Genomic DNA, 23,894 nt, shown 5'->3' on the forward strand with positions numbered 1-23,894 from the left:
TAGAAGCTGAATTATCGGACTTTCTTCAATCGGCATAAGCTTCACTAAAAAATAGGAGGAATACACATATGAGATTTATGATGATTATAAAAGCTACAACGGATTCAGAGGCTGGGGTTATGCCGAGTTTGGAGCTCATTAATGCGATGCAGAAGTATAACGAGGAATTGGTAAAAGCCGGTGTCTTGCTTGCTGCTGATGGACTGCTGCCGAGCTCCAGCGGCATTCGAATTTCATATCCGGAACCAGGCGGCAAGTCGAAGGTCATAGACGGGCCGTTTACGGAAGCCAAAGAATTAATTGCCGGTTACACGTTAATTGAGGTCAAATCTAGAGAAGAAGCTGTTGAATGGGCGCTTCGTTTCCCGGACCCCCATGGATTTGGCCAAGGCGTAATTGAGCTGCGACAAGTATTCGAGGCAGAAGACTTCATGAACAATCCCGAAACCCTTGCAAAGGAAATGGAGCTTCGTAAACAAGTTGTCGAGCAGAAAAAAGCGTGAATTCATCCTCTCTTCACCACATTATTGATTAGTTAAAAACGCTAAGTTTTGAGAAAGGAGATCCTTGTCGATCTCCTTTTTCATTTTCCAACTAACAATAGTCTGGATTCCCTTTGTAAGCATAACAATTTTTGTCCTTTTTTCGTTCAAGGGTCTACAGGACATACTAATTTCATATAGATAGACAAGCTAGATGCCTGTACTAGTTGGGCGAATCATATTAGAAAGGATGCGATTGTCGTTATATGGAGCATCTGTTGCCTTTAAAAGTAGAGTTTCTTCTCATGTTTGGGGTAGCACTATTTTGGACGATCGTCTATATTCTCGTTATTTACAAAGGGTTTAAGGATCAAGCCTGCGGAATGCCGCTCGCCTGCATATGTGCAAATATTACTTGGGAATTTCTATTTACCTTTATAATGCCGTTTCACCCGCTTCAGCAAATCGGGACCTTAGTATGGTTCCTGCTTGACTGCATTATTCTGCTTCAATTCCTCTACTATTCCAAAGGCACCTATCCTAAACGCGTTATTCACGCTTCTGTTTTCGCGCTGCTTGTGATCGCATTTCTGCTGCATTATGGTATGGCGGTTGAATTCCATGATAAGATGGGCATTTATTCGGCCTTTGGCATCAATCTGCTCATGTCGATTCTCTTCATCCGAATGCTGATGATTAAAGACTTAAAGGGGCAATCCCTGTCTATCGCTTATTTCAAAATGATAGGTACCTTATTCGCCTCGATCCTCTGCTTCTCGCTCTTCCCGCAATCACTATTATTGTTTATTATGTATGTTCTGATCCTTGTACTGGACATTGTTTATATCCTACTTGTTTATAGGCTTTCAATTAAAACCGTTCACAAACATACAATCAATAAAACACCTCATATCAATGCCTGATGCCTGTTAGCGAAAGCTTAGAAAGCGTAAACTTTCGCTAGCGGATTTCTATACCGGCTGCTTATTCTGCTGTGTAACCACCATCAACCATCTCATCAAATTTCCTGCTAAAACCTCCAGCATCATAAGTCCTTTCCTTCTGAACAGCCCTCTTTATAAACTCCCTCCATTATGCAAGCTACCTGAGAGTTGCATATTAGCCACTGGGTGAATACCCTATTGCAATGAACTCAAATGGAGGATACCATGATGATTCCGTATTATCCCTATTATGGCTACGAAACAAAGTGCAAACAAGAGCCCCTAACCTTTCCGCCCCAGCATCAAGACAGGCAGCCTGGCCTTGAATACAAAATGAACCCGCTTCCGATTTCCGACAACCCCGCCTATAAAGGAAGTGGAAAGCTGTCCGGCAAAGTAGCGATCATTACTGGTGGTGACAGCGGGATTGGCCGAGCTGTTGCCATTGGTTTCGCCAAAGAGGGTGCTGATGTCGTTATCGTTTATTTGTACGAACGTCAAGACGCGCTTGCAACTCAGCAAATGGTAGCGCAATACGGTGGTCGCTGCCTGCTAATTGAAGGTGATCTTCGCAGGCCAGAGCTCTCCACAGAAATCGTGAGAATAACACTCGAGCATTTTGGAAAAATCAATTGCTTGGTGCTTAACCAAGGAGTCCAGTTTCCTCAGACGAGTATTTTGGACATCTCGAATGAGCAGCTCGAAGATACTTATCGAACCAATATTTTTCCTCATTTCTATTTGACGAAAGCCGCACTTCCTTATCTTCATCCAGGAAGCACCATCATCAGCACAGCCTCCGTAACGGCTTATGCAGGTGCCCCGCTTCTGGTCGATTATTCTTCAACAAAAGGAGCAGTCGTATCTTTTACTCGCTCGTTATCGCTGCAGCTCGTTAATTGCGGGATACGCGTTAATGCTGTTGCACCGGGTCCGATATGGACCCCTCTGACCGTCTCCAGTTACCCAGCTGAATATGTGCAAACATTTGGCGCCAATACGCCAATGAAACGCGCAGGTCAGCCATTCGAGCTTGCTCCAACCTACATTTATTTAGCTTCAGACGATTCATCATTCGTTACAGGGCAGGTATTGCATGTCAATGGCGGAGTTATGACAGAGACTTAATCCTTCGTTGCCTGCTTGCCTTTCCGCAAAACAAGGGGCTGTCTCAAAAGTCATTTTGCGATTTTTTGAGCACTACTTAGAACTTATTTTCATCGAGAAAAAGGACCTTAAGCTCCACTATACAGTGGAATTTGAAGTCCTTTCATTTGAAAACGGGGATGTTTCCCTGATGCAAAGACTTTTGCGGCAGCGCCTGCAGCATCTTCAACTAAGTGCAGAAATGCACTTATTTAACCAAATTTTCTTCAAATCTGATCAATTAGAGGTATTAGTACACCTATTTGCAACATTCCAATCTTATTTGTTAAAAACAGGTGCACTTTTACACTTATTTACTCTCCACTATCGGTTCGCGCACATTACAATCATACGACGATCATCGCTGATGCTGGATATGGTCAGTCTGAGTTATTATGCGCTACAAACAGCAAGCAAGGGAAATAGCGAGGAAGGATATTCGCTGTCGGTAAGACGAATGATTGAACCCGAAAGTATTTTAGGGCAGATAAAGAATAACCAAGGATTCCGGCGTTTCTGCTTCGCAGCTTACCTAAGGTAAGTCTGGAGGTCGGGTGGCTTTCGCTTGCCCATAATCCTATGAAGCATAGCATAGACCAGAATAGAAAAATAGCAGTACAGGAATAGCTCTCCTGTACTGCTACCAATACTCCCGTTCAAAGCGAGCTATTCCTCAGCGAGCTGATGCTTATGGGACAACCCCTTAGCATTTATGAATGCTTTAAATAATAGGAAGCCGTCATGGGACGTTTCTCACATTTCTTGCGATAGGTTACTGGGCTAAGTCCCGTCACCTTCTTGAAAATTCGGCTGAAATGCTCAGGATTAACATACCCTACACTTTCCGCTACATCGTAAATTTTCAACCCGTTCTCTAGACCTTCTTTCGCTTTTTCAATTCTTAAATTGGTCAAATAGTTGATAAAATTAATACCGATTTCTTTCGCAAACTGTTTGCTAAGATAACTGTCGCTCACACCGACCATGGCGCAAATCGTAGACAAATGCAAATCTTCATTAAAATGATTATCTAATATCGCTTTAGCTTTCGCTACAACAGGACTCAGCCAAGCAGCAGCTTTGTCGAGCTTAGGATGCAGCTTATCATGCAATGCATCAAGAAATAATTGCAGCCATTCCATGGTCTCATCCCATGTCTCTATACTCCGGACATGCTCAACCGGTTGAGGAAATCTTTCATGCAGCTTATCCCACGACATTCCTCGCTCATGCATCAGCGTGCCCGTTTCCCAGATCAAATCGCTGAGTGCTTTTTTGATAGGCTCAGGCGAGGATGGAAAGTATTCAAGCAGAAGCTTGAATCCGTGCTGAATAGACTGTTTCCATCGCATAGGGTCGGCATCTTTTAGCGCTTGCAGCAGCTCGAGCTTAAATGGCGCCCATGCTTCTTTCCAATTGTCCTTCTCTGCACCCATTGATCGTTCGGCTTCTGGATAGATCAAGTGATCATATCCTTGATAGTAACTAAGAAGGGAAAGCCGTTCAGCTTGACGGAACAAACGATTCCACTGCATCACTCCATTGGCAGAGTCACTGATACCGATAGATAAATGAAGATTCAAAAACTGCCGCAGCCTTATTTTCACATCCGTCAAGACAGCTTGGGTCAAACTTCGAATTGCCATCGCACTGCATTGCTCAGGAAAGGTGAAATATAGGATATAGTTCCGTTCATCATGACGACAAACGCGGCATATTCCTTCATTCCTATCCGTGTTCGTTACGGTTCTAATGGTTTGCATAATAATTTGCTTCGTATGTTCGAAGTGAACCACTTGAGATAGTCTAATAAAGGCTACCTTCTGATTTTTCTCGCCCAACTGTTTCCGAACGATATTCAATCCTAATTTCAACTGCACATCGAGTTCACAATCAGATGAGCTCAATCCATCTGACACCGACAGCTGGTGGAGCATGGAACAAACCATTTCGTCTTCATCTAAGGCAGACAATTCAGGTTCCGCAGCCTTGCTCCTCTGTCGCCTATTCAATTCCTCCACTGTCTTATTCAGCACTGGAGCAATATATTGTTCATCCAATTTCGCCTTTAGCATATAATCAAACGCCCCAAGCACAAATGAGTCTCTTACATAGCCATAGTCGCCGTATGCACTAAGCATAATAATAAGCGGCGGGCTCTCGAACGACACATCTCTAAGTGCTGCAAGAAGCTCCACACCATTCATGCGCGGCATCTTTATATCTGCGAAGATGATGTCGATATTCTGACGATCCTTTAGAAGATGCAATGCTTCTTCTCCGTCGCCCGCCTCTCCTGCAATTTCAATATCTGTTGAAGTTAAAGCAATATATTCCCGAAGCGCTAATCTGGCTAAAGGCTCGTCATCCACGATAAAGGCTTGGTATTTCGGCATCTTACTCCCCCTCATACATCGATAGGCTTTAATTATGCTGAACATATTGCACCGCTTTGCTCCAGTTTTCATTCATCTTGTTCTGAATGCCTGCCACTGACTCGCCTGCAAAAATTTCTTGCGCCAGCTTTTTCTCATCATACTGCGCTGCGTTTTTCACTTGTACAAATTTCTCATCTAACGCGGAATACATAAAAGGCACAAATGGATGCTCTTTATTTTCCTCATTAAAAAAGGGAAGTATGGACTGTACATCCGTTAACGTCGATGAGCTTTGTGAGTTATTTATAAAAGCCTGATAAACCTCGGGGCTGAATACCCATTCCAGAAATTGTATCGCTTCTTCTTTGTTTTTGGAGTTTTTGTTAATCGCCATATACTGGTCCGGCATCGTTACAGAAAGCAGCGGTTCTTTGGTCGTTTCCCTCCACGGCAGCGCAAATGCACCTATATCCTCATCATTGCTCACTATTGCCACATGATCCGAGTAATACCATTGACCGAGTGCGATCATTGCCGCTTCTTTGGACTGAAACAATTGTTTCGCCTGATCAAAGCCAATTTCAAGCGCGTTTGGGCCAGCTAATTTATTTTCAGCGATCGTCTTGAGCATAGCGGCTGCTTTGCCAAAGGCTGAGCCTTCTCCGAATGGCTTCAATTCGTTTGATATATTGGCCAAATAGTTCTCTTCCTTCGCAAAGATTGGCGGTCCAAATTCAATAAATGGATAGAAGGTCCAATCATCTTTGCCCCCGATAGCAATCGGAATATATTTGCCGTGCAATTTAATTTGATTCAGTACATCCATAAATTGTCCTAAGGTTTGCGGTACGCTAACGCCCACCTCTTCAAAAATACTTGGTCGATAATACACATACTCAGAGAAGGATATGAGCGGCAAGCCAAGTGTTTTGCCCTCTATTTCAGCTGGGTACTTATTCCTGCTCGTTGCTTGCAATTGATTAAGAGACAGCAATGAATTTTTATAAATGGGCAAGTGACCCGGTTTCAAATAAAATAGGTCAGGCAAATCATTTGCCGTCAGACGCACCTTTAAATATTGGCCGCTATTATCTGGAATCGTCTCTACTTCCACGGTTACATTTGGTTTGAGAGCCGAATATTCCTTCACCTTCTCCGTCCAAAATTCGATATCCGTCTTCGATTCCCATATTCCAAATTTCATTTTTACCGGCTGATTTTGATTGGAGGTTTGTTTCTGTGGTGTATTCACAACTAAAGAATAAATCGTATCATTGGTATCAGCCTTAAACATACCGATCCATCCTGCAAGCAAGCCCACCGATATTAAAGTAACGACTAAGACAGAGACAATATTTTTGTTAAATTTCATTTCCACTTCTCCCAGCAAAACTTGAAGCCGCAAACGAATGATTGCGCTTTCAAGTATATGGCATTTATTATACAGCGTTTATGGTTAGAAAAGTTGACATTTTTAGCTCAAACATGATCATTTATGCTGAAAAATCAGCCATTTCCTCATCCGGTTCATTAATCAAAGGCAATCGAATGCTCACCTTTGTTCCTTGCGGCAAATTAGATTCGTATTGCAATCCATACTGCAAGCCGTAGTGCAGTTGTATCCGTCGATGTACATTTCGATTGCCCATTCCGCTAAACGTATAGGAGGCCGTTCTGTCTTCAAGCTGATCAATTACGTCTGACGTCATTCCCATCCCATTGTCTGCGATCGTAATGAGTAAATTTTTATCATCCCTTACGATTGTGATTGTGATGATTCCAGGGTAATCAATATCCTTCAGACCATGAATGATGCTATTTTCCAATATAGGCTGCAGCAATAGCTTTAACAAATAATGTCCTGAAACCTCAGAATCGATGTTCCATTCCATTTGGATCGGTCTGCCGAAACGAATCTCCATAATGTACAAATAATGCTTCAAATGGTCGACTTCATCCGCTATCGTAGTTAGAAGCCCGCCGCGGTTAAAAGAGGAAGCTAATAGCTGTGTCAACGAGTGAGTCATGTTGCGGATATTGTCCGCTTTGCTTATTAAGGCCATAAACTTAATTGCGTTTAACGTGTTGATTAGAAAATGCGGATTAATTTGCGACTGCAGCGCGGCAAATTCTGCTTTACGCTTTTCGACCTCCTGCTTCTCACGCTGGCTTATTAACTGGCGAACCTGTTCAGTCATTAGATTAAAGGAATGGCCCAGCCTCACCATCTCCAAGCTGCCTGAGCCTGTAAATTTCGCATTTAAATCTCCACCCGTTACACGAACCATTTGGTGGAGCAGCACACGAATCGGCTTGGTCACATTGGAAACAAAATAGAAGGAAACGAGCATAAACGCTAAAATGATCAAAATAGCGAGAAACCACACAAATGAATTTACATTCCGGTAATTGGCTAGCAAATCTGCGAATGGAATAATTTGAACAATGTACCAATCCGTATTGTCTACTTTTGCATACGTTATTAATTTCTTATTGTCCTCTGAGTCATCTACGAAGGACCCTTCTACCCCGCGGCTTATCTCTTTCGACCAATTGTTTACAACCTGGCTTCCCCTGTCGATAACTGTATTCGAAGCGATGATTTGACCTTTGTCGCTTACAATATGCAGAACTGATTCCGAATTATCGCGTGACTGCAAAATATGATCGAAAGTTCCGCTTTCAAATGTAAATAGGATTAATTCCATTTTGGACATCCGATTCGTCGTGCTTGGAGAGAGCGCAGCGGCCATCATGTACGGATTGTAATTCCCATAAAGAGCGTTGGGAAGCATGCCTTGAAACCGGATGACGTCAGGCTTGCTAATTGTGTCTCGGTACCAATCTTGCTCGCGTACAGCAGAGTCATCCATCATCATGTTTTTCAAATAAGAATATGATTTTCCGTTATCAAAAAAAAAGTTAACAGAGAGCACGCGGCCAGAGACCGATGCGGTGTACTTCTCGATCATTATTTTCAGCTTATTGGCAGCCTTCTGCTTTTCGATGCCGCTCAAACGATTAATATCAAATATGGTGAAAATGACATCCTGATCTACGCCAATCGAAGCAAACAGACCAGACATGCGGTTGATTTCTTGACTTACCGAATATGAAAGCGCTTTCGATATTTGCAGCGAGCGCCCTGTGTTTTGTTCGAGAATATCCCGTTCGTAAATGTTCAATATGACGGAGCATATTAAAAAGACAGGTACGATAACAACCGAAATAAAAAATAGTTTTAGTATGGTAGACATGCGCAAGTTTTTTTGCATATTGGCTCCTTGATTAGATGTTAGGCTTACTCCTCGTATATAACCACCTCAAGCTCATCGCTGTCAATATTCATTTTGGCAAAACCAGTTTTCTTTCTATTAATAAAGTAATGCACCCGCTCGCTGTTTGCTGTAACCGCTTCCTTATCAGCAATAACCAAATATAAATTGAGTACAAAATATGACGGATTCAGTTCAAAAATGGTCATGTACCCGGTTGCATTCCCAGCGGTATACTTACCAAAAAAAGGAGGAGTCAACAATGCAAAGAAACAAAATATTTTCGATTTTATTAACAGTAATGATGATCTTTTTAGCCGTCGGGTGCTCAAACTCGAAGAGCAACAACCCGGAGGTTACTGAGTCTACCGCTCCTGCTGCAACAAACGAGCCCACTTCTGCTGCCGAGCCAAGTCCTAATGCTGCCGGCCTTGAAGGCAAAGTTGTCTTCTGGTCCATGTGGAGCGACACCGAACCGCAAGCGAAAGTGATTAAAGTGGCAGTCGATGAATTTAAAGCTGCTAACCCAAAAGTTACTGTCGATCTGAAGTTTACAGGACGGGATATTAGAAAGCTGATTAAACCAGCACTCGACGGCGGTGAACAAATCGATATATTCGAGGATGATCCTTCCGTTACGATGGCGATCGTTAAGGACCATTTGCTGAAGCTGGATGAATATTTGGCTACACCATCTGTAGGTATGGAAGGAAAATCATTGCAAGATTCACTTATGCCAAGCTTAATGGATTGGACAAAATCATTGTCAGTAACAGCAGGACTTGAAGAAGGCCACTATGCGATTCCACAGCAGCCGTTCGCTGTACTATTTTTCTACAACAAAGAAGTGTTTGAGAAAGCAGGAATTACGACTCCGCCTAGCTCATGGGAGCAGTTTATGGAATATTGTGAGCTGATTAAAAAATCTGGCGTTGCTCCGATCACATTCGATGATGCATACCGTGATTTGTTCATCGGCGGATACCTCAGCAGCGCAATGGGCAATGAATGGGTCGACGCACTCGTCAATGACAAAACAGGCGAGATGTGGAAAGATCCGATCATCCTTCAATTCGCCAAAGATATGGTCATGATGAAAGAGAAAGGTTACTTCTCTTCTAAGCTTGCAGGCAGTAAATACCCAGCTGCGCAGCAGGATCTCGTATTCGGTCAATCCGCTGCTTATCTGAACGGCACTTGGCTTCCGAATGAAGTTTCTGCCACAGCAGGTCCTGATTTCAAATGGGGCTCCTTCCAATTCCCAACTGTGCCTAACGGCAACGGAAAAGGCCAGAATGAGCTGACATTTGGCGCACAAGCTCTTATGCTCAACAAAAACAGCAGCAATAAAGAAGCAGCTATCGAATTGGTTAAATATCTGGTAAGCCAAAAAACACAAGCTGAAATGGTGAAGCAAGCTCAAGCTATTCCCGTTTCTATCGATACAGAATGGCCTGCAGCACTCGCTGAAGCAGAAACAGCAATTAACAACGCTAAGGTCAATGCGCCTTGGGGCTACGGAATCAACAACTCCGCTGACTTCTCCAAAGGTGTAATCGTACCCGTATTTATGGAGCTTGCCGCTGGTAAATTAACGGCAGACGCTTACGTCAACAAAATGAGTGCAGAAGCCAAAAAGTTTTATGGCACAAAATAACGTTAATTAAATACTTCGATCATTGTGCAGCGATCCTTCGGATTGCTGCACAATGACGTTATAACGGATTATGAATCATATCCGGGAGGGAAATTTACATGCAAATTAAAAAACCGATGATTGCCCTTTTCCTTTTGCCGGCGGTACTCATCTATCTTGCAGTCTTTCTATATCCAACGCTTAGAGCTTTGCTGATGAGCTTCTATTCCTTGCCGTCCATCTCAAGCAAAATGTCAGAGTGGTCATTTATCGGATTCGAAAATTACACAGACCTGTTCCGCAACAGCTATTTTATGGAATCTGCATGGAATGTATTGAAAATATGGCTGTTTGGCGGCATCATCACGATTTGCTCCGCCTTCCTATTTGCTGCTATTTTATCATCCGGCGTCCGCGGCAAAACGTTCTGGCGCTCGCTCGTTTATTTGCCGAATACCGTATCTGCAGTCGTGTTATCCGTTATTTGGATTCATTATATATTCAATTCAAGCTATGGCTTCTTAACGAAGCTGTTCCGTTTCCTTGGACTCGATATGCTTGCCGATATTCAGTGGACGAGCGACAGTTATTTGTTCCTCTCCATGCTGCTGGCGTACTGCTTTGGTTCCATCGGCTACTTTATGCTTATCCTTAATGCCGGGATGGACCGCATTCCACGCGATTATTACGAAGCTGCCCTGCTCGAAGGGGCTAATCCATTGCACAAGTTTTTCCGAATTACGCTGCCGCTGCTTCAGGACATATTCCGTATGACGCTCGTTTTATGGACGGTAACAGCCGTGAATTTCTTTGTCTGGTCCGCTACCTTTGGCGGTGCGAGTGAAAGCGTCGCTACGATGACGCCGGGCTACTTTATGTATCTCAAAGTGTTTGGCGACGGCACTTCAGTTTATACGCAGGATGCCTTTAATGTAGGAGCAGGCGCGGCAGTAGGCGTTAGTATTACGATATCAATTCTAATCCTATCCGCCATCATCAATCAGTTCTTCCGTAAAGAACGTCTTGAATATTAAAGATGAGGTGTTAGCATGGTTAATAAAATTCGGTACGTCCCACTCTATTTGTGGCTGCTGTTCACGATTGTTTTGTTCGGTTTCGCCATTCTAGCCTCACTGAGCACAACAAGAGGCATTTTTACAAATTCATTATTTGAGAGCGGCATTCATTTCTCCAATTATATTGATTTATTCAAAACCCAAAAGATGGGACGGTACTTTCTGAACAGTGTCATTTATACCGTTTCAGCTTGCGTCGGTGTTCTCGTATTCGCTGCTCCTGCCGCTTATGTTTTGGGCAGAGTAAAATTCCGCGGCAAAAAAATAGTCAATCTAATGTTTTTATCCGCAATTTCCATCCCTGGCCTGCTCATATCCATCCCGCTTTTTTCATTGTTCGTTGAGCTGAAGCTTACGGGTTCTATTATTACGCTCGTATTAATCTATATTTTCACTAATATTCCGTTTAGCGTATTCCTTCTCACTGGATTTTTCGCTTCAATTCCTAAGGAATTGGAGGAATCAGCAGCTGTTGACGGCTGCGGCCCTATTCAAACATTTATCAAAATTATATTGCCGGTTGCCCAGCCTGGCCTCATTACAGTTTCTATTTTCAACTTTATGTCGATATGGAATGAGTATTTGTATGCGCTTATATTTGCTGGTGATCCGAAATATCATACGCTCGCGCTTGCATTGCAATCCATCGTACTCGGCTTTACCAACACAGGAAACTATTCCGGTATTTTTGCAGCATCCATTATCGTATTTTTGCCTACATTCATTTTGTATTTGTTTATTTCCAAGCGCATTGTTGCAGGCATTACGGTTGGATCAGTAAAAGGATAGAAAGGAGTTCATTCACCATGCGTGTATATCAATCTACCTTACGGATCGAAGGCTCAAGCATTGGCGGTCAAAATCCACTGCCGATGTTCCGAAATCGTCAAAAACATAGAGAAGTCAGCGATAACGGCACTCTTCCAAGCGAGCTGCGATCAAAGCTAGGATATGAAGCAGGGGAACGTTATTTACCCTACCGAATGCAGGATCGTTATACTAGAGATCGGAAAAATCTATTGCTAGAAACTATCGTGCTGGAAAATGAACATTTGCAGGCTGTTTTTTTACCTGCTTATGGTGGAAGATTGTATTCTCTTACGGAGAAAAAAACGAATCGCAGCCTTCTCTATACGAATCCGGTGCTGCAGCCTGCCAACCTAGCCATATTGAACGCTTGGTTCTCTGGAGGAATCGAGTGGAATATCGGTCAGCTCGGACATACGTTTACCACATGCTCCCCCGTTCATGCAGCCATTCTGCAAGATGAGAAAGGAAACGATTTTCTAAGGCTGTATGATTACGAGCGCTGTAAAAACGTATTTTGGCAAATTGACTTTCATCTGCCCACTGGTTCAAACAAGCTCATTCTTTATGTGCGGATCATTAATGACAATGACAAGTCGGTTCCGATGTACTGGTGGACGAACATCGCTGTAGAGGAAACACCGCAAGCCCGTCTTTTTTCGTCAACAGATGAAGTCATTTATATTGACCATAAAGTGAAAGGCTTTGGCCTTGGCAAGCTGCCGTATCTGCCGACTGTACCGGGCAAAGACGTCACCTATCCGCTGAACTTTCCTTTCTCGAATGAATATTTCTTTCAAACGCCGGCAAGCTGTGATGCGCCTTGGGAAGCTGTCGCTTATGAGGATGGACGATTGTTTTATGAACGCTCCACCTCTCTTCTCCGTTATCGCAAAATGTTTTGCTGGGGAAACCATGCCGGAGGAAGACGATGGTGCGATTATCTTGCTAACCCCGGTGAAGGAAATTACATTGAAATTCAAAGCGGCTTAGCGCCTACGCAGCTGCATGGACTTGATATGCCTGCTCAATCGGAGTGGGATTTCACGCAAGCAATCGGCATGACCGATATTAAAATCGACAAAGCCCACCAACAGGATTGGAATCAGGCGAATCAATACATTCGAGATTGTGTCGATCATCATATCGATGCCGAAGAAATGGAGAAGCTGCATGAGTCCATGCGAATTCTCGCACAACAAGCGCCTGAGCAAGTCCTTTATACGGGTTCTCCATGGGGTGCGCTAGAGCAGCTGCGCCGAGAACTGAAGGAAAATCGAACGATTCCTGAAGGCTTTTATTTTACGAAGCTAAGCACAGCGCTCGAAGCCGAGCATAGCGATTGGCTCGCCCTTCTTGAAACAGGAACGCTTCCAGACCACGACGTGCAAGAAGTGCCAAAAGCATGGATGGTTCAGGATGAGTGGCTTGCCCTGCTTGAAGAGAGCCTTGAGCACCAAGAGAACCAATCATGGAACGCTTATATGCATTTGGGCATCATGCTTTATGAGCGAGGAATGGAGCAGGAAGCTATCGATGCATGGGAGAAATCGATAGACATTCAACCCTCCGTATGGGTATATCGAAATCTAGCTGAAGCGATGAAATATGTAGGACGAATCGATCTGGCGCTTGCCTACTGGAAGAAAGCCTATCTCGTTTCCAACTCGTTCCCTGATCGTGCTTTGGCTGAGGAATACTTAAATTTGCTCATAGCTAACAAACAGTACGAAGAGGCGTGGCAAATGTACAAAGAATTGCCTGAAGCCTATTCGAGCAGTGACCGCATTCAAATTATAGTAGGCGTTGCCGCACTTGAGCTTGAACAGGATGCATTCGTTAAGCAATTGTTCCTTAAGGAATTTGCGGTCATACGTGAAGGTGAAATATTAATCATAGAGCTATGGTATAAATACAATGCCAAGAAGCTTGCACAATCAAGGAATGAATCCTATTCCGAAATACATCTTGAAGAGGCGAAAAACAAATTTCCGCCGCCAACCAATATTGACTTCAGAATCATAGGTGAATAAAAAGATGACGGTGCGTAGTAACGTACCGTTTTTCTGTGCTTTGAGAAAGCTGCCTCGCCCTCTTCTGTTCCGTTTTAGGCATAATATAAAAATTGAAATTGGCTGTAGACATATACAAATTTTGTGTGTTACATTGATTAACATAGAGGCATGAATGAAAAACAACCATCAGGAATGGATGGCTAGAAGTAAATTGGTTGATTCTATAGTGTGTCCTGCACCTTTAGTCTCATCTGAATTACTTTTTTTATAGGCCTAAAGTTAAAGCGCTTAAATGTTTTATTTTTTTGTATTTAAATTAAAGCGCTTTAATTTTGTTTGAGCTTGATTACATGCAAAGGAGGCTGCGAATCTGTCGACGGTTATACGACTATAATTTTAGGAGGAGTTTTAATTGCGCACTTTAAAAGCAAATAAAAGTATGATGAAATGGATGGGCCATGTCTTTCTCTGCTCAGCAATGCTTCTAACTTTATTGGGTGCACCCGCTCCACTTCAAACGAAGGTGCATGCTGCAGGAGAGCTTAAACCGTTTCCGCAGCAGCTGAGCTATCCTGGCATTATAAAACCTAACCATGTCACTCAGGCAGCTATGAATACAGCAGTTTCGAGTTATTATACTTACTGGAAATCAACCTATTTAAAAAATAACCTCTCCTCATTGCCAGGCGGCTATTATGTCAAAGGGGATATTACCGGCGACGCTGATGGTTATGATCCGCTTGGCACTTCAGAGGGGCAAGGCTATGGCATGGTCATTACAGCCTTGATGGCAGGTTTTGATTCAAATGCCAAAACCATTTATGACGGCCTATTCAAAACCGCTAGAGCTTTTAAAAGTTCGGGCAACTCAAATCTTATGGGCTGGGTTGTTGCAGATGCTGCTGGAGCGCAAGGACATTTTGGCTCCGCTACCGACGGTGATTTGGACATCGCTTATTCCTTAATACTTGCTGACCAGCAATGGGGATCAGCTGGTACGATAAATTATTTGGCAGAAGCCAAAAAAATGATTACGAACGGTATCAAGGCGAGCAATGTCACGACGAATAACCGCCTGAACCTTGGCGATTGGGATGCTAAGAGTGCATTAAATACCCGTCCCTCCGACTGGATGCTCTCGCATTTAAGAGCCTTTTATGAGGTGACAGGAGATCAAACCTGGTTGAATGTCATTAACAACTTGTACACGGTTTATAGTCAGTTCTCAAGCGCCTATTCAGCTACCACGGGGCTGATTTCAGATTTTGTTGTCGACAATCCTCCAAAGCCAGCTCCACAAAACTACTTAGATGAATTTCCAGAAACTAATGAATACAATTACAATGCAAGCCGGGTTCCACTCAGAATCGTAATGGACTATGCTTTCTACGGCGACACGAGAGGCCGGGATATTGCTAACAAAATGGCCGTATGGATCAAAGGCGCTACAAGCGGCAATCCGAATAACATTAAAGATGGATATAAACTAAATGGCGGAGTTAGCGGTTCCTACGCAACAGCTGTTTTTGTATCGCCGTTTATTTCAGCAGCAACCACGAGCAGCACGCACCAAGCATGGGTAAATGCTGGATGGGATTGGATGAAAAACAAAAAAGAATCCTATTTCAGCGATTCCTTCAATTTGCTTAATATGTTATTCATTTCAGGTAACTGGTGGATACCAACTGGTGGTGGAACAACGGATACACAAGCGCCTACAGCACCAGCAAATTTGACTGCATCTTCTGCATCCAGCAGCCAAATTAACTTGAGCTGGTCAGCTTCTACCGACAATGTTGGCGTATCTGGTTATCAAGTATTTCGCGGCGGCACATTAGTAGGCTCGCCTTCCGGTACGACCTTTACTGACACAGGCCTAAACGCTTCCACGTCATATAGTTATACAGTGAAGGCCATTGATGCTGCGGGCAATCTTTCTGCGAGCAGCAATACAGCCAGCGCAACAACGAGTCCGAATTCAACAACAACGAACCTTGCTTTAGGCAAGACCGCTATAGCAAGCTCAATTGAGGGCGCAGGTTTTGAAGCTTCCAAAGCGACGGATGGCAATTCGACGACAAGATGGGCGAGTGTTGAAGGAAGCAACAACGAGTGGATTTACGTAGACCTTGGTTCCATTCAAAACGTCAACCGTGTGAAATTAAACTGGGAAGCCGCTTACGGTAAAGGCTATAAAATCCAAGTTTCCACAAATAGTACAACTTGGACAGACGCTTTTACAACGACAACGGGCAATGGAGCCATCGATGATATTACGTTTGCATCCAAAAGCGGAAGATATGTAAGAGTGCTTTGCACGGCACGAGGTACTGCTTACGGATACTCGCTTTTTGATTTCGAGGTATACGGCTCTTAATAGGTAAACACAAACAAAGCCTGACCGATAACTGTCGGTCAGGCTTTGTTTTGTTTGTCTCTCATTTAACGAAGGCCGTCTAGAAGCTTACGCAGCGTGTGCAAACATTCCTCCATCGCTTCAGCAGCCTCAGCAGTATCCGATATTTGTGCGAGCCAAAGCGCCGCTTCATTCATAGCTCCCGACAACAAATGAGTGGCCGCATCCAGACGAACACCCTTAAGGTAGCCCTGCTGCTGCATCATTTCCAGCTGTTCAAGCAGCAATTTCATCGACTGCTGCTCATCCAGAAGCCGCCACTCCTCCCAGCCAAGCACAGCAGGACCATCGATTAACATGATCCGCCTGTTTTGCGGCTCGATTGCGACAGTCACAAATGCCCTGCATCCCAGACATAATTGCTCCCACAAATCGTCGCTAAGCGAAGCCTCTTCCTCCAGCCGCTGCGCTACTTCAGATTGAACAAGTGAAAGCACCGCTCGGAATAAACCTTTTTTACTGCCAAAATGGTGATAAACAGCCCCCCGAGTGACCTCAGCATCTTTGGCTATTTCCTCTAGTGAACTCTCCGCAAATCCGAAAGTGGTAAAATGATGCCTCGCCACTTCCTCTAGCTTATGAATCGTCTCTTCCGTATCTTTTTTCGTTTTCCTCATCCAGTTGCTCCTATTTTCTTAAAAGCTCAGAAGGAGCTTCAAGCAAGCTCATTTAATTATCAGCTGCTGCTCCCTCTTGCTGCCACACGGATTGCACATAGTTCATGCTTTCTTGTTCCGAGGGCGGAATAATTGCAATGACATCTATTAATACGCCGCCGGGATCAGAGAGAATAAAATGTCGTTGCCCAAAATCCTCATCGCGAATATCCTGCTCCAAAGACAGCTTCGCGTCAAGGACCAAGCGCTTGTACTCACTATCTACATTATCAACTTCCATGTTAAGAATCAAACCTTCCGCTTTCTTACGATAGCTCGCGGGAACCGTGGAATGACTTGCTGATAGCAGCGCTAATTCATAAAAACATTGCCCTTCACCCGTCTTCCGCAAGCTCACATACCAGTCAGACTCGTACACAACTTCAAAACCAAAGTAACGTTGATAAAAATCAGCACTTTTCGCTACATCCTGTGACATCACAACTGGATAAAAACTGTTCATTTTCAAATGGAAGCTCTCCTTTAGTATTTATAGGATTGAATATAGTTGGATATTAACATACATACTGTATGTATGTAAATAGTTTTGTTATTTACTCTAGGCCGATCGCAAAAAAATGACCTTCCGGAAATAAAGAAGGTCATTTCTTATGTCAGGCTAGCGATAACTCAAGCCAAAGTTTCTTGAGTATTCGTTATTTAAGGTCACAGGCAGCTTCCCCTGTGGTTTGGAACTGAATATGACCTTCACAGCAGCTTCCCACGATATTGGAATCGGCGTTATCCAGTACCAATTATCAAGCGCATAGGTTGAAATATATGCCTTCACATTCGGATATCCCAAAATATCGCTTGGGTTTCCGAGGGAGACAGCTGCTACCGGCTTTCCAGTTGCAAGTAATCCGTTCACCAGATCCACTTGCCCTTGTGGTATTTGCTGATCCGACTTCGTAAACACAATAATTCGATCTGCGTTTTCAGCCTTCTCGACCGCCTTCTTAACCGCTGACTTTGTAGCATCTAACACTTCTCCCGCAGCTTTTGCTGCCTGATAAGAAATGACTTTGCCTTTGCTTATTTGCCTAACTGCTTCTGCAATCTGATCTGCATAAGCCATACTTACGACAAGCGTTGTCTGATTTGCTTCCGCATCAAATGGAAGAACATTGTCATTTTTGATGAGCGTTATAGAATTCAGTGCCATTCGCTCAGCTAACTCACGGTGTTCTTTTTTCCCAACTACTTGGCTCACATGATCAATGTCTACCAAACGATGATCAAACATGTCTAGCTTGAATTTATAGGTCAGTATCCGTTCCACCGATTCATCCACTCGGCTTCTCTCGAGCTTGCCGGCCTGCAATGCTTCATAAAGGGACTCCAACGTATCGAATTGATCAGCTTCAGTGCCATTTGCCATGACGATATCTGCTCCTGCATTGATGGCCATAACCGCAGCTTCGCCCGTTCCCCAATTGTCGGATATCGCTTGCATCACCATAGCATCTGTGACAATGATCCCTTTAAATCCCATTTCCTTTCTCAACAAACCTGTAAGAACTTTCTTTGAGAGTGTCGCAGGAAGTTCAGCATCAATCGCTTCAATAATAATATGTGAAGTCATAATAGACTCGATTCCTTGATCGATTACTGCTTGAAATGGGGGGAGATGCACGGTTCGCAGCACTTCTTCGCTGTAAGACACTTTGGATAACGACATATGAGTATCAAAACCTGTATCCCCATGCCCTGGAAAATGCTTGGCGCTAGATATCATTCCTTCGTTTTGATAACCCCTCACCTCTGCAACAGCCATATCGCTTACAAGCTTCGTGTCTTCTCCAAAAGACCGAACACCAATCACTGGGTTCATCAGGTTCGAATTGACATCAACGACCGGCGAGAAACTCCAGTGAAAACCCATTGCTTTGGATTCAACAGCCGTCAAGCGCGCAGCTTGTTCCGCATAATCCACATTTTGTGTAGCTCCAATTGCCATCTGTCTTGGCAATACCGTTGCCTCATCAGGTACTCTTTGAGCAGCGCCGTATTCCAAATCGCCAGAAATAAATAGAGGGATACCTAATCTAGATTCAGATGCCAGTTGCTGGAGCGCATTAGTAAACCGGGCAGTATCGGCAGCAGAATTCATTCGTCGATTCAAGAGGGCACTGCCCACACCATATTCCTTGATCATTTTATTTGAGAATGAATCCGCTTGACCCGTAGGTGTATACATCACAAGCTGGCCTATCTTTTCCTTGTCCGTCATTTGACTTACAAGCTGTTTAGCTTTACTCGCATTGGTTATCTCTTTGTCTGTAGATTCCGAAGGTAATGGTGTTTGAACCGTTTCGGGTTCTTTGCTCCTTTTTTGGAAGTCAATCGGTGCTATTACGAATATTACAGCTATGGCGATAACCATTACAAATGTAAATAACATAACTGATCGCTTCTTCATCGTTACCTTCCTTTGCTTATTCATTTCGGATGATATGAGTTAATACTGCCCATATGTTCCGAATAAATCCCCTTCATTCACATTTCTTGCCTAGTGTAGCACGACCATTTTTAGGAGAACAATATTGGAAATTCATTATTTATTATAGTTATCCATGCTTTTAAATCCGCTCAAAAAACAACACTTGTCAGACAATAACTAACGAACCCAGCAATGCTTATTTGAAGCATTCATAGTTTAATAAAATTGTAACGAACTCCAGAATCGCTATTTCGAGAAGAACAGCCCATTAGACCCTGTAAACCTTGTAATAGCGCCAATAAGGTTCGTTAATACGTAAAAAAGGGTATTTTTCGAATAATAAGCATGATACAGTTCCTTAGAGATTCGACTTGGGGAGGTCTGGAGGTCTGGCGATGTTTGAGGCAAAGCGGCACTTACATTTCAGTATCGCAACTTCGCAGCATACCAAAGGTAAGACTAGTGCTTCGCTTGTATTCGCTTGCCCATAATCGGTTTAAGCAAGCAACCATGCACCAAATTGAAAAAATAGCGCTGAAGGGATAACCCTTCACCGCTATTTTTTCATGTTCTATAATATCTCTGCTCAAAGCGAGCGCTCACTCTGGCGAGTTCAATACTACTGCAGGAACAGCATCCCCTGTTCACAATTACTCTACTGTGATTTCACCGATCAAGCCCTTCTCGGAATGAGGACCAACCATCAGTTGAAAAATACCAGGCTCAACTGACAAACGGTCGTCTGCCCCTATGATTGCAAGCTCCGAAGGGGTTACCGAGAATGTCACCGTCTTCATCTCGCCGGCACTTAAGCTCACCTTGGCAAAACCTTTTAGTTTTTTGAGAGGCTGTGTTACGCTTGCCGCTGCATCACGAATGTACAGCTGCACCACTTCTTCACCCGTAACGCTGCCTGTATTCGTAACATTTACAGAAACAGATACGGAATCCGAGCTGCTTATGCGAGCTGAGCTCACGACAAGATTGTCATATTCAAAGTCCGTATAGCTCAGACCGTACCCGAACGGATACAATGCTTGCACTGGACCATCGATATATCTTGAAGAATACACGCCTCCTGGAGGACGTCCTGTGTTCTTCCGGTAATAATAAAGCGGGATTTGTCCTACACTCCGCGGGAATGTTGCTGTCAGCTTGCCGCTTGGGTTATAGTCTCCAAACAAGACATCAGCTATTGCATTGCCGCTTTGAATACCTAGGTGCCATGCTTCTACTATTGCTGTTGCCGTGTCATCCAGCCAAACCGTTGTCAGTGGACGGCCGTTGAACAAAACAACGATAACCGGCTTGCCCAGCTGTATTGCTGCTTCTACGAGCTCACGCTGCTTACCAGGCAAGTCCAGTTCTGATCGGGAGTTTCCTTCACCGCTCATCGTCAGACTTTCGCCTACTGCAATAATAGCAGCATCCGCCCCAGCAACTGCTGCCAGCGCCTGTTCAAAGCCGCTCTCGTCTTCACTTTCAATGCCGCAGCCTTCCGCATATAGCAGCTTTGTGTCTGGTGATATTTTCGCTTTAATGCCTTCAAGCAGTGAAACGACATCATCCGCATTGCCATCCGCTGCCCAGCAGCCTAGCGGGTCTTTCGTGTTCGCTGCCAACGGTCCGATAACAGCCAGCGTTTTCAGCTGCTTAGAAAGAGGCAGTATGCGATTATCATTTTTAAGCAGAACGATAGACTCTTTTGCTGCCTCGCGCGCCAATGCCACATGCTCCTCTGACAAAATAACGCTTTGGCTTCGTTCTGGATTTACGTATGCATTCTCGAACAATCCAAGTTTCATCTTTACAGCTAAAATTCTGCCTACAGCAGCGTCGATCAGGCTTTCGGCAACCCGTCCCTCTTGAACGAGCTTCGGCAAGTATTTGTAGAATATGCCTGAATGCATATCCATATCCGTACCCGCTTTAATCGCAATTTCACACGCTTCCTCTGCGTCTCGGGCAACCCCATGAGTGATTAATTCGCCTAGAGCATTGTAATCACTAACGATGACGCCTTCAAAGCCCCATTCCTCCCGTAAAATAGTCGTAAGCAAATAACGGTTGGCACATGCAGGAATGCCATTCAATTCATTAAAGGAGGCCATAATGCTAAGCGCTCCTGCTTCAACCGCTTTACGAAACGGAGGCAAAATAACTTCACGCAGCACGCGGTCCGAGACGTCTACCGTATTATAATCTCTGCCCGCTTCCGCAAATCCATATCCGGCAAAATGTTTAGGACAGCTTGCTACAGAGAGGCTTTCGCTTGAAGCATCTTCGAGCTCGGCACCCTCAACCCACGCTTTTGCCATAATCTCGCCTATATAAGGGTCTTCTCCCATCGTTTCGGCAATTCTTCCCCATCTAGGATCTCTCGTAATATCGATCATCGGTGCAAACACCCACGAAATACCGTCGGAAGCTGCTTCCTTAGACGCTGCTGCTGCTGTTCTTCTAATCAGAGCTGGATTCCAGCTTGCCGATTGCGCGAGTGGAATAGGGAATACTGAACGGTAGCCGTGAATAACGTCTCTCCCAACGATCATCGGTATGCCAAGGCGTGACTTTTCAATGGTTTGTTTTTGCAGTGTATTCGCTTGTTCAACGCCCGATAAATTAAACAACGAGCCTAACATTCCTTTATCGATGAGATCCTTCATGATTAGATTGATCTCACCGCCGGCATCCGGATTTATCGCATGAAAGCCCCAGTCAAATTGCGACATTTGGCCAATTTTTTCTTCTAATGTCATTTGGGAAACCAAGGAAAATACTTTCTCCTTTATTTCCGACGAGAACAACTTTTTGTTTCCTGCCATCGATAACAACTCCTTCATGTATATACTGTCCATTATGAAGGAAATAGACAGGCATGTGTAGAAACAAACTAATGATAAACATCAACGATCTGCTTATGAAAGAGGAGAAAAAGTAATGAAGGAAACTGGAATAAAGCTCGACTATTGTGCCTTTATGTACCATAATACGCCTTTTAGGCATACCTATAAATCCGGCCTCGAAACCTATATCATTCGATTGCAGACTGAAGGCTTATGCCAAGCATTGATTGCAGGGCAGGTCGATATCATCGAGCCTGGCGACCTTCTTCTATTTGCCCCCGGTGAAGTTTATGATCTGAGAATTGGCGAGCTTGGGCCAAGCGGAGACTATTATGTGATCTGCAGCGGTCCTTGGCTTGATGAATGGTGGAAGCTTCAGCGAAGACCTCAAAAAACAAAAATAGGTGAGAACGGCAGAATAGCGGCTTTATGGCAGCAATTAATATTAGAAAGCAGACGGCATGACGGCGGGAATCCTGAACTATTATGTACGCTGATGCAATCACTTTGCTATTTGCTCGATAGAGCCATAGATGAAGCAACCTCCTACAACTCCGGTCCAAAGCTGCTGGCATATAAAATAAAGCTTTATATCGAGGAGCATGCGGCGATTCCGTTTACTTTAACCGATGCTGCAAAACATACGGGACTAAGCGTATCCCGCTCGGTTCAGCTGTTCAAAGCTGAATTCGGCATGTCCATCATGCAATATGCGCAGAAGGTGCGTCTAGCGATGGCGCTTGAATTAATGGGCAAAAGTCCGCTTACGCTCGAACGCATTGCTGAAGAAACCGGATTCGGCAGCTATACTTACTTCCATCGCGTGTTCCAGCGGTATTACGGCATCTCACCTGGCGCATACCGAAAACAAATGACAGAAAAACAATAAGCCACGTCCAGAGGACGTGGCTTATTGTCTCATTACCTTTTATATAAAATGGATTACATTCTTATTAGGATTGTATGATTGCATCTTCTGAATTGTTTTTAAAATATTGCTTCAAACCTTCAACAATAGCTTTCGCAGCACGGTCTTGTCCATCTTCTCCAAGCAATACTGCCTCTTCAGCGGGATTTGTCAAATAACCTACTTCGAGCAAAATCGCCGGCACCTTGCTTAGTGAAAGAACCTTTAACTCTTCATTCCGTATTCCGCGATCCCGAAAACCCATTGCCTTTACAACTTGATTGTGCATGGTCTGAGCTAATTCAATATTTTCATCAAAACGATAAAATGTTTCAATTCCACCAACATTCTCGTCCTTATAGGTATTTGCATGAATAGATAGAAGCACATCTGCTTCCATTTGATTCGCTATATCAGGACGTACGTCCAGATCAATAAACGTATCATCATTCCGGGTTAGATGCGGCTCAAACATGTTTTCTTGCTTTAACAGCTCGTACACTTTCTGTGATAGCGATAGTGTAAAATGTTTTTCCCTTTTTCCGCTAGCTCCTTCCGCTCCAGGATCTTTGCCACCATGTCCTGCATCAATGACAACTTTGTATATCCTATCTGGTTTTCCATCCAAGGATTGCTGCTTCGTTGGAACAATTGGCGGATTGGCTGACAGAGCTTGCGACTTTTCTTCTTTGTTTGCGGCAAAGCCAATTAAAGTTATACTAATTAAAATTAGAGTGAATAAAAACACAATAAGCCTGACTATACGTGGTTTTCGTTTTTTCGTATACGAGTACATGTTGTCCTCCTAAGTAATAGATGTTTAGCAGCTTCTTTATTTATACATAATCCTCATTTCGAGCACTTCTC

The 23,894-nt window shown here is 43.8% G+C and carries 18 protein-coding genes and 2 pseudogenes; 11 read left to right on the forward strand and 9 right to left on the reverse strand.

Features of this window, described 5'->3' with window-relative positions; genetic code table 11:
- The first annotated feature begins 68 nt into the window (after nt 1-68).
- The 4 genes and pseudogenes from AC0VYE_RS23365 to AC0VYE_RS23380 form a co-directional block, all read left to right on the forward strand.
- Nucleotides 69-503 (forward strand): YciI family protein, encoded by a 435-nt coding sequence (locus AC0VYE_RS23365; protein ID WP_475443035.1) that lies wholly within the window; start codon nt 69-71, stop codon nt 501-503.
- 245 nt (nt 504-748) lie between these two features.
- The gene (locus AC0VYE_RS23370; RefSeq protein WP_441880929.1) at nt 749-1,405 is read left to right on the forward strand and encodes a transmembrane-type terpene cyclase; all 657 of its coding nucleotides are present in this window, start codon (nt 749-751) and stop codon (nt 1,403-1,405) included.
- A 249-nt stretch (nt 1,406-1,654) separates the two neighbouring features.
- Nucleotides 1,655-2,554: an SDR family oxidoreductase gene (locus tag AC0VYE_RS23375; RefSeq protein WP_475449704.1), complete on the forward strand. Its 900-nt coding sequence runs from the start codon at nt 1,655-1,657 to the stop codon at nt 2,552-2,554.
- A gap of 397 nt (nt 2,555-2,951) precedes the next feature.
- Nucleotides 2,952-3,199 (forward strand): annotated as a pseudogene (locus tag AC0VYE_RS23380) (transposase); the annotation flags it as partial.
- Nucleotides 3,200-3,282: 83 nt separating this feature from the next.
- Here the strand turns inward: AC0VYE_RS23380 and AC0VYE_RS23385 are convergent.
- The 4 genes from AC0VYE_RS23385 to AC0VYE_RS23400 all read right to left on the reverse strand — a co-directional run bounded on the left by AC0VYE_RS23385 (nt 3,283) and on the right by AC0VYE_RS23400 (nt 8,434).
- The gene (locus AC0VYE_RS23385; protein WP_475443036.1) at nt 3,283-4,968 is read right to left on the reverse strand and encodes a response regulator transcription factor; all 1,686 of its coding nucleotides are present in this window, start codon (nt 4,966-4,968) and stop codon (nt 3,283-3,285) included.
- A 28-nt stretch (nt 4,969-4,996) separates the two neighbouring features.
- Nucleotides 4,997-6,322: an ABC transporter substrate-binding protein gene (locus AC0VYE_RS23390; RefSeq protein WP_475443037.1), complete on the reverse strand. Its 1,326-nt coding sequence runs from the start codon at nt 6,320-6,322 to the stop codon at nt 4,997-4,999.
- 121 nt (nt 6,323-6,443) lie between these two features.
- Nucleotides 6,444-8,225 carry a sensor histidine kinase gene (locus tag AC0VYE_RS23395; RefSeq protein ID WP_475443038.1) on the reverse strand — a complete coding sequence of 594 codons (1,782 nt, stop codon included), beginning with the start codon at nt 8,223-8,225 and terminating at the stop codon, nt 6,444-6,446.
- A 26-nt stretch (nt 8,226-8,251) separates the two neighbouring features.
- A complete protein-coding gene (locus AC0VYE_RS23400; RefSeq protein WP_475443039.1) occupies nt 8,252-8,434 on the reverse strand; it encodes a hypothetical protein in 183 nt (60 codons plus the stop codon).
- Nucleotides 8,435-8,487: 53 nt separating this feature from the next.
- Between AC0VYE_RS23400 and AC0VYE_RS23405 the strand changes: the two genes are divergently transcribed.
- From AC0VYE_RS23405 to AC0VYE_RS23430, 6 genes and pseudogenes are all read left to right on the forward strand, one after another.
- Nucleotides 8,488-9,882: an ABC transporter substrate-binding protein gene (locus tag AC0VYE_RS23405; protein WP_475443040.1), complete on the forward strand. Its 1,395-nt coding sequence runs from the start codon at nt 8,488-8,490 to the stop codon at nt 9,880-9,882.
- A 98-nt stretch (nt 9,883-9,980) separates the two neighbouring features.
- Nucleotides 9,981-10,895, forward strand: coding sequence for a carbohydrate ABC transporter permease (locus tag AC0VYE_RS23410; RefSeq protein ID WP_475443041.1), 915 nt, complete (start codon nt 9,981-9,983; stop codon nt 10,893-10,895).
- Between the two features lie 15 nt (nt 10,896-10,910).
- Nucleotides 10,911-11,726 (forward strand): carbohydrate ABC transporter permease, encoded by an 816-nt coding sequence (locus AC0VYE_RS23415; RefSeq protein WP_076271505.1) that lies wholly within the window; start codon nt 10,911-10,913, stop codon nt 11,724-11,726.
- Between the two features lie 17 nt (nt 11,727-11,743).
- Nucleotides 11,744-13,777: a DUF5107 domain-containing protein gene (locus AC0VYE_RS23420; RefSeq protein WP_475443042.1), complete on the forward strand. Its 2,034-nt coding sequence runs from the start codon at nt 11,744-11,746 to the stop codon at nt 13,775-13,777.
- Nucleotides 13,778-14,279: 502 nt separating this feature from the next.
- Nucleotides 14,280-15,443 (forward strand): annotated as a pseudogene (locus AC0VYE_RS23425) (family 8 glycosyl hydrolase); the annotation flags it as partial.
- A gap of 84 nt (nt 15,444-15,527) precedes the next feature.
- Nucleotides 15,528-16,136 carry a discoidin domain-containing protein gene (locus tag AC0VYE_RS23430; protein ID WP_475449706.1) on the forward strand — a complete coding sequence of 203 codons (609 nt, stop codon included), beginning with the start codon at nt 15,528-15,530 and terminating at the stop codon, nt 16,134-16,136.
- A gap of 65 nt (nt 16,137-16,201) precedes the next feature.
- Here the strand turns inward: AC0VYE_RS23430 and AC0VYE_RS23435 are convergent, their stop codons facing one another.
- From AC0VYE_RS23435 to bglX, 4 genes are all read right to left on the reverse strand, one after another.
- A complete protein-coding gene (locus tag AC0VYE_RS23435) occupies nt 16,202-16,792 on the reverse strand; it encodes a TetR/AcrR family transcriptional regulator (RefSeq protein ID WP_475443043.1) in 591 nt (196 codons plus the stop codon).
- Nucleotides 16,793-16,844: 52 nt separating this feature from the next.
- Entirely contained in the window at nt 16,845-17,300 is a 456-nt protein-coding gene (locus tag AC0VYE_RS23440; RefSeq protein WP_475443044.1) for a VOC family protein, read from the reverse strand.
- A gap of 150 nt (nt 17,301-17,450) precedes the next feature.
- Nucleotides 17,451-19,253, reverse strand: a complete 1,803-nt coding sequence (locus AC0VYE_RS23445; protein ID WP_475443045.1) for a glycoside hydrolase family 3 protein — start codon at nt 19,251-19,253, stop codon at nt 17,451-17,453.
- 671 nt (nt 19,254-19,924) lie between these two features.
- Nucleotides 19,925-22,099, reverse strand: a complete 2,175-nt coding sequence (gene bglX / locus AC0VYE_RS23450) for a beta-glucosidase BglX (protein ID WP_475443046.1) — start codon at nt 22,097-22,099, stop codon at nt 19,925-19,927.
- 115 nt (nt 22,100-22,214) lie between these two features.
- Here bglX and AC0VYE_RS23455 point away from each other — a divergent pair, with 115 nt between their 5' ends.
- Nucleotides 22,215-23,009 (forward strand): helix-turn-helix domain-containing protein, encoded by a 795-nt coding sequence (locus AC0VYE_RS23455; protein ID WP_475443047.1) that lies wholly within the window; start codon nt 22,215-22,217, stop codon nt 23,007-23,009.
- Between the two features lie 64 nt (nt 23,010-23,073).
- On the opposite strand, the gene AC0VYE_RS23460 is transcribed toward AC0VYE_RS23455, so the two are convergent.
- Nucleotides 23,074-23,823, reverse strand: a complete 750-nt coding sequence (locus AC0VYE_RS23460) for an N-acetylmuramoyl-L-alanine amidase family protein (RefSeq protein WP_076271511.1) — start codon at nt 23,821-23,823, stop codon at nt 23,074-23,076.
- Nucleotides 23,824-23,894 lie beyond the last annotated feature (71 nt).

Source organism: Pristimantibacillus sp. Z349TD_6 (genome assembly GCF_056173205.1).

Coding starts and splice junctions, on each gene's coding strand:
- AC0VYE_RS23365 (WP_475443035.1), top strand. CDS start 69: ATGAGATTTATGATGATTATAAAAGCTACAACGGATTCAGAGGCTGGG.
- AC0VYE_RS23370 (WP_441880929.1), top strand. CDS start 749: ATGGAGCATCTGTTGCCTTTAAAAGTAGAGTTTCTTCTCATGTTTGGG.
- AC0VYE_RS23375 (WP_475449704.1), top strand. CDS start 1,655: ATGATTCCGTATTATCCCTATTATGGCTACGAAACAAAGTGCAAACAA.
- AC0VYE_RS23385 (WP_475443036.1), bottom strand. CDS start 4,968: ATGCCGAAATACCAAGCCTTTATCGTGGATGACGAGCCTTTAGCCAGA.
- AC0VYE_RS23390 (WP_475443037.1), bottom strand. CDS start 6,322: ATGAAATTTAACAAAAATATTGTCTCTGTCTTAGTCGTTACTTTAATA.
- AC0VYE_RS23395 (WP_475443038.1), bottom strand. CDS start 8,225: ATGCAAAAAAACTTGCGCATGTCTACCATACTAAAACTATTTTTTATT.
- AC0VYE_RS23400 (WP_475443039.1), bottom strand. CDS start 8,434: ATGACCATTTTTGAACTGAATCCGTCATATTTTGTACTCAATTTATAT.
- AC0VYE_RS23405 (WP_475443040.1), top strand. CDS start 8,488: ATGCAAAGAAACAAAATATTTTCGATTTTATTAACAGTAATGATGATC.
- AC0VYE_RS23410 (WP_475443041.1), top strand. CDS start 9,981: ATGCAAATTAAAAAACCGATGATTGCCCTTTTCCTTTTGCCGGCGGTA.
- AC0VYE_RS23415 (WP_076271505.1), top strand. CDS start 10,911: ATGGTTAATAAAATTCGGTACGTCCCACTCTATTTGTGGCTGCTGTTC.
- AC0VYE_RS23420 (WP_475443042.1), top strand. CDS start 11,744: ATGCGTGTATATCAATCTACCTTACGGATCGAAGGCTCAAGCATTGGC.
- AC0VYE_RS23435 (WP_475443043.1), bottom strand. CDS start 16,792: ATGAGGAAAACGAAAAAAGATACGGAAGAGACGATTCATAAGCTAGAG.
- AC0VYE_RS23445 (WP_475443045.1), bottom strand. CDS start 19,253: ATGAAGAAGCGATCAGTTATGTTATTTACATTTGTAATGGTTATCGCC.
- bglX (WP_475443046.1), bottom strand. CDS start 22,099: ATGGCAGGAAACAAAAAGTTGTTCTCGTCGGAAATAAAGGAGAAAGTA.
- AC0VYE_RS23455 (WP_475443047.1), top strand. CDS start 22,215: ATGAAGGAAACTGGAATAAAGCTCGACTATTGTGCCTTTATGTACCAT.
- AC0VYE_RS23460 (WP_076271511.1), bottom strand. CDS start 23,823: ATGTACTCGTATACGAAAAAACGAAAACCACGTATAGTCAGGCTTATT.